Genomic DNA, 3,915 nt, shown 5'->3' with positions numbered 1-3,915 from the left:
GCGCTGCTTCTTGCCCGAGTTGAGGAACGTCGGGGTGGCCGGCTGGAACCGGCCGTCGATGATCTCGTCGACCAGTTGCTCTGCCAGCGTGGTGTCGCCGGCGGCCAGCGTCAGCGCCACCATCACCACGCGGTCCTCGAAGCGCTCCAGGTAGCGCTTGCCGTCGAAGGTCTTCAGTGTGTACGAGGTGTAATACTTGAACGCGCCCAGGAAGGTCGGGAAGCGGAACTTCTTGGCGTAGGCGCGGTCGATCAACGTCTTGACGAAGTTTCGCGAGTACTGGTCGAGAACCTCACGCTCGTAGTAGTTCTCCCGCACCAGGTAGTCGATCTTCTCGTCCTGGTTGTGAAAGAACACGGTGTTCTGGTTGACGTGCTCCAGGAAGTACTGGCGGGCGGCGAGACGATCCATGTCGAACTGGATCTCGCCGCCTGCGCCGTACAGATTGAGCATCGCGTTGAGCGCGTGGTAATCCGTCTCGCCCGGCAGCGGATGCGCAGGGTTCGGGGTGGTTACCGGCTCTGCAGCAGTGACCGTTGGTGCCACTCGTCTTTGTCCTTCCAGAAGTCAGCCAGACCGGCCCGGACGGATTCGACGTCCTCGGCGGTTCCCATCAATTCGAATCGGTAGAGATACGGCACCCCGCACTTACGGGACACGACATTGCCCGCGTAGCAGTACTCGGCACCGAAGTTGGTGTTGCCGGCCGCGATGACGCCGCGGATCAGCGATCGGTTGTGCTCGTTGTTCAGAAATGCGATGACCTGCTTGGGCACATAACCCCCGGCATTGGAATCGGGGTTAGCGTCCGGTCCGTTGACCTTCCCGCCGCCGTAGGTGGGCAGGATCAGGACGTAGGGCTGGTCCACCTCGATACGGCCGTGCAGCGGAATCCGGGTGGCGGGCAGACCGAGCTTCTGCACGAATCGGTGGGTGTTCTCCGAGACGCTGGAGAAGTAGACCAACCGCACCGGGCCGGAGCCGAGCGAGCCGCCATCCGGGTCCATGTCGTTCTAGGCGCTGACGGCGGTGGCGTCGGACTCGGAGACTGACGCCGAGACGCCGGCGAGGGCCCTGATGCGGTCGGGCCGGAAGCCCGACCAGTGCTCACTGCCGGCAACCACGACCGGGGCCTGCAGATAACCCAGCGCCATCACGTAATCACGGGCATCCGGCACCTCGGTGATGTCCACGATGTCGTAGGACAGGCCCTGCTTGTCGAGGGCCTTGTAGGTGGCGTTGCACTGGACACAGGCCGGCTTTGTGTAGACGGTGATGGTCATCTGCGTGAGGGCTCCTCGACGGTGTTCTGATGGTCCCGGCGGACCCGCGATCCGCGGGCCCACCGGCTGCCCAAACACTACACCTAGTGGGTGACAACACACCGAGGTACTACATATTCCGAATAACATTTATGAAATTCCCAGGTCGTAAGCCTTGGGAAGGGTGTGTACCCGGCGTGTCGCGCGTCACAACACGTCCCATGCCCTACATCTAGCACCGCCCACCGACAGAAACCGGCAGGCAGGTCTGATCGGGGACCCCCACGTGCGGCGACTGTTGCTGACGATGCCGGCGGGCAATAACATCACCTGGCAGCTCGCCGGCCACGTCAGCCGTCGCGCCTGCTGGCTAACCGGGTGGCAGCTGCCGCACCGTCTTGGCCTTGGGCCGCAGGGCGCGCGCGAACAGGACGTTGACCTGCTTCATGACCTCGCTGTACGGCCAGGGGGCGAACCGCTTGAAGGCGTACAGGGCACGAATGTCCGGCGAGGTGTAGATCAGGAACCTGTTCTTGGAGATACCGTCGAGGATCTTTTCGGCGGCTTTCTCCGGGGTCACCGCGTGTCCGCTGAACCGCTGCACCCACTTCTCGACACCCGGGTCGTCGCGGTCCACCCCGGCGATCTGCACCGTCTGGACCAGCGGTGTGTCGACCGCGCCGGGCACCACCAGACACACCCCGATGCGGTGCTTGGCCAAATCAAAGCGCAGCACTTCCGAGACTCCGCGCAGCCCGTATTTGCTGGCGCTGTAGGCGGCGTGCCAGGGCAGCGCCACCAGCCCGGCCGCCGAGGACACGTTGACCAGCCGGCCGCCCTTGCCGGCGGCCACCATCGGCAGGATGAAGGTCTCGATGACGTGGATCGGGCCCATCAGGTTGACGTCGACCATCGAGCGCCAGTGTTTGTGCGTCAACTCCGAGACGGTCCCCCACGTCGAGATGCCGGCAATGTTCATCACGACGTCCATCGCCGGATGCCGGCTGTGGATGTCGGCGGCGAAGTCGGCGACGGCGTCGAAATCCGAGATGTCCAGCGCCCGGTGCTCGGCGACGTCGGCGCCCAGCGAGCGCACTTCCGCGACGGCGCGAGCCAGGCCCGCGGCGTTGACGTCGGTCAGATACAACTGCGCACCCTCGTTGGCCAGCCGCAGAGCGACGGCCCGGCCGATCCCGCTCGCTGCGCCGGTCACCAGAACCCGCTTGCCGGTGAAGCTGAATGTCATTTCTCGGCGCGCCTTCCCCACAGCGAGTGGAGCCAGAGTTTTTCCAGGACCGCCACCACGCGGGCAAGGTCACGCTCCGGGCCGGTGAACAACGATTCCCCACCCAGCGTCAGCGCGGTGGCGGCGCACAGCGTCCGCACCAGACCCCGGAGGTCGTCGGTGATCGGCTCAGCGGCGCCGTTGCGCATCTCGGCCTCGACGATGGGCACTATCTGGTCGATGACCAGTTCGTTGTAGCGCTCCAGGATTTCGCGGATCTCCGCGTCGGTGCCGCGGGCGTTGTTGCACGCCGACATCACCGGGTCGTTGTGGGCGTAGACCGCCGCCGCGCTGCCGATCATCCGCCTGGCGAACTCAGCGGGCGTCTCGTGGTCGCCCCGTGGGGCGAAGTCATAGGTGAGCTCCTCGAGCTCGTTGGCGACTTGACCGAGGATGTGAGCGAGCACCGCGTACTTGGAGTCGAAGTAGAAGTAGAAACCAGAGCGGGCGACACCGGCCCGGTCGCTGATGGTGCTGACCGACAGCTCGGCAAACGGCTTCTCGGTGAGCAACTCACGAACGGCCTGCACGATCGCATGACGCTGCCGGTCACCGCGACGACGCGGCGCCTCGGCGGATTCCTGCGGAGCCCTCACGTTGATCACCTTGCACTACGACGCGCCCAGAAGGAAACTTGACAGCCGTCAACTTGTGCCGGAAAGATTACGGTACCGCCGGTCCGTCTTCCAGGAGCAACGATGCCCACCATCAGCACACCGCAGTATCTGGTGGATCAAGCCCGCCGCAAACTGACGCCGACGCTGAGCACCCTGCCGGGTCTGGGCATCGTCCAGGACCGCCTCGAAGAGGTCGACTGGCCGGAGTTCGTTTTCGCCGAACCGCCGGCGGGCAGCGGCCTCAAACCGGTGATGGGCAACAACGGCCTGCCGATGCTGGGCCATCTCATCGAGGTCTTCCGCGGGGGCCCGGAGTACATCCTGAAGAGCTACCGCAAGTACGGGCCGGTGTACTACACCGAGACCCCGGCACTGCGCGCCGTCGGCGCACTGGGGCCGGACGCCACCCAGGAAGTGTTCACCAACAAGCGCAAGGACTTCTCCACGGTCGCCTGGCAGGACATCATCGGCCCGTTCTTCAAGCGGGGTCTGATGCTGCTGGACTTCGACGAGCACATGTATCACCGGCGGATCATGCAGGAGGCGTTCACCCGGGGCCGGCTGTCGGGCTATGTCGAGCACATCGACACCGTGGCCGCCACGGTGGTGGCCAACGACTGGTCGGCCAACGACCGGCGGTTCTTGTTCATGCCGGCAGTCAAGGAGTTGACCCTCGACATCGCCTCGGTGGTGTTCATGGGCCACGAACCGGGCACCGACCACGAACTGGTCACCAGGGTCAAGGCGGCCT

Annotated in this window: 6 protein-coding genes; 1 reads left to right on the top strand and 5 read right to left on the bottom strand. The window is 64.9% G+C overall.

The features are described from left to right. The 5 genes from ADBZ6I_RS16520 to ADBZ6I_RS16500 form a co-directional block, all read right to left on the bottom strand. Positions 1-546: ribonucleotide reductase N-terminal alpha domain-containing protein (locus ADBZ6I_RS16520; protein ID WP_526385754.1), on the bottom strand; the 546-nt coding region annotated here is incomplete at its 3' end. Continuing rightward, a complete protein-coding gene (gene nrdI, locus ADBZ6I_RS16515) occupies positions 513-1,007 on the bottom strand; it encodes a class Ib ribonucleoside-diphosphate reductase assembly flavoprotein NrdI (protein WP_526385752.1) in 495 nt (164 codons plus the stop codon). The genes nrdI and ADBZ6I_RS16520, both read right to left, overlap by 34 nt. 6 nt (positions 1,008-1,013) lie before the next feature. Then, positions 1,014-1,283 (bottom strand): redoxin NrdH, encoded by a 270-nt coding sequence (locus ADBZ6I_RS16510; RefSeq protein ID WP_526385750.1) that lies wholly within the window; start codon positions 1,281-1,283, stop codon positions 1,014-1,016. A 349-nt stretch (positions 1,284-1,632) separates the two neighbouring features. Then, entirely contained in the window at positions 1,633-2,508 is an 876-nt protein-coding gene (locus ADBZ6I_RS16505) for an SDR family oxidoreductase (RefSeq protein WP_526385748.1), read from the bottom strand. Continuing rightward, entirely contained in the window at positions 2,505-3,152 is a 648-nt protein-coding gene (locus ADBZ6I_RS16500; RefSeq protein ID WP_526385746.1) for a TetR/AcrR family transcriptional regulator, read from the bottom strand. The genes ADBZ6I_RS16505 and ADBZ6I_RS16500 overlap by 4 nt, the downstream gene beginning before the upstream one ends. A 93-nt stretch (positions 3,153-3,245) precedes the next feature. Between ADBZ6I_RS16500 and ADBZ6I_RS16495 the strand changes: the two genes are divergently transcribed. Next, on the top strand, positions 3,246-3,915 hold a 670-nt coding region (locus ADBZ6I_RS16495; protein ID WP_526385743.1), incomplete at its 3' end, for a cytochrome P450.

The sequence above is a fragment of the Mycobacterium sp. genome (assembly GCF_044342925.1).
Taxonomy (GTDB): Bacteria; Actinomycetota; Actinomycetes; order Mycobacteriales; family Mycobacteriaceae; genus Mycobacterium.
Note: the sequence above shows the minus strand (reverse complement) of the source record. Positions and strands in the feature narration are given on the sequence as shown.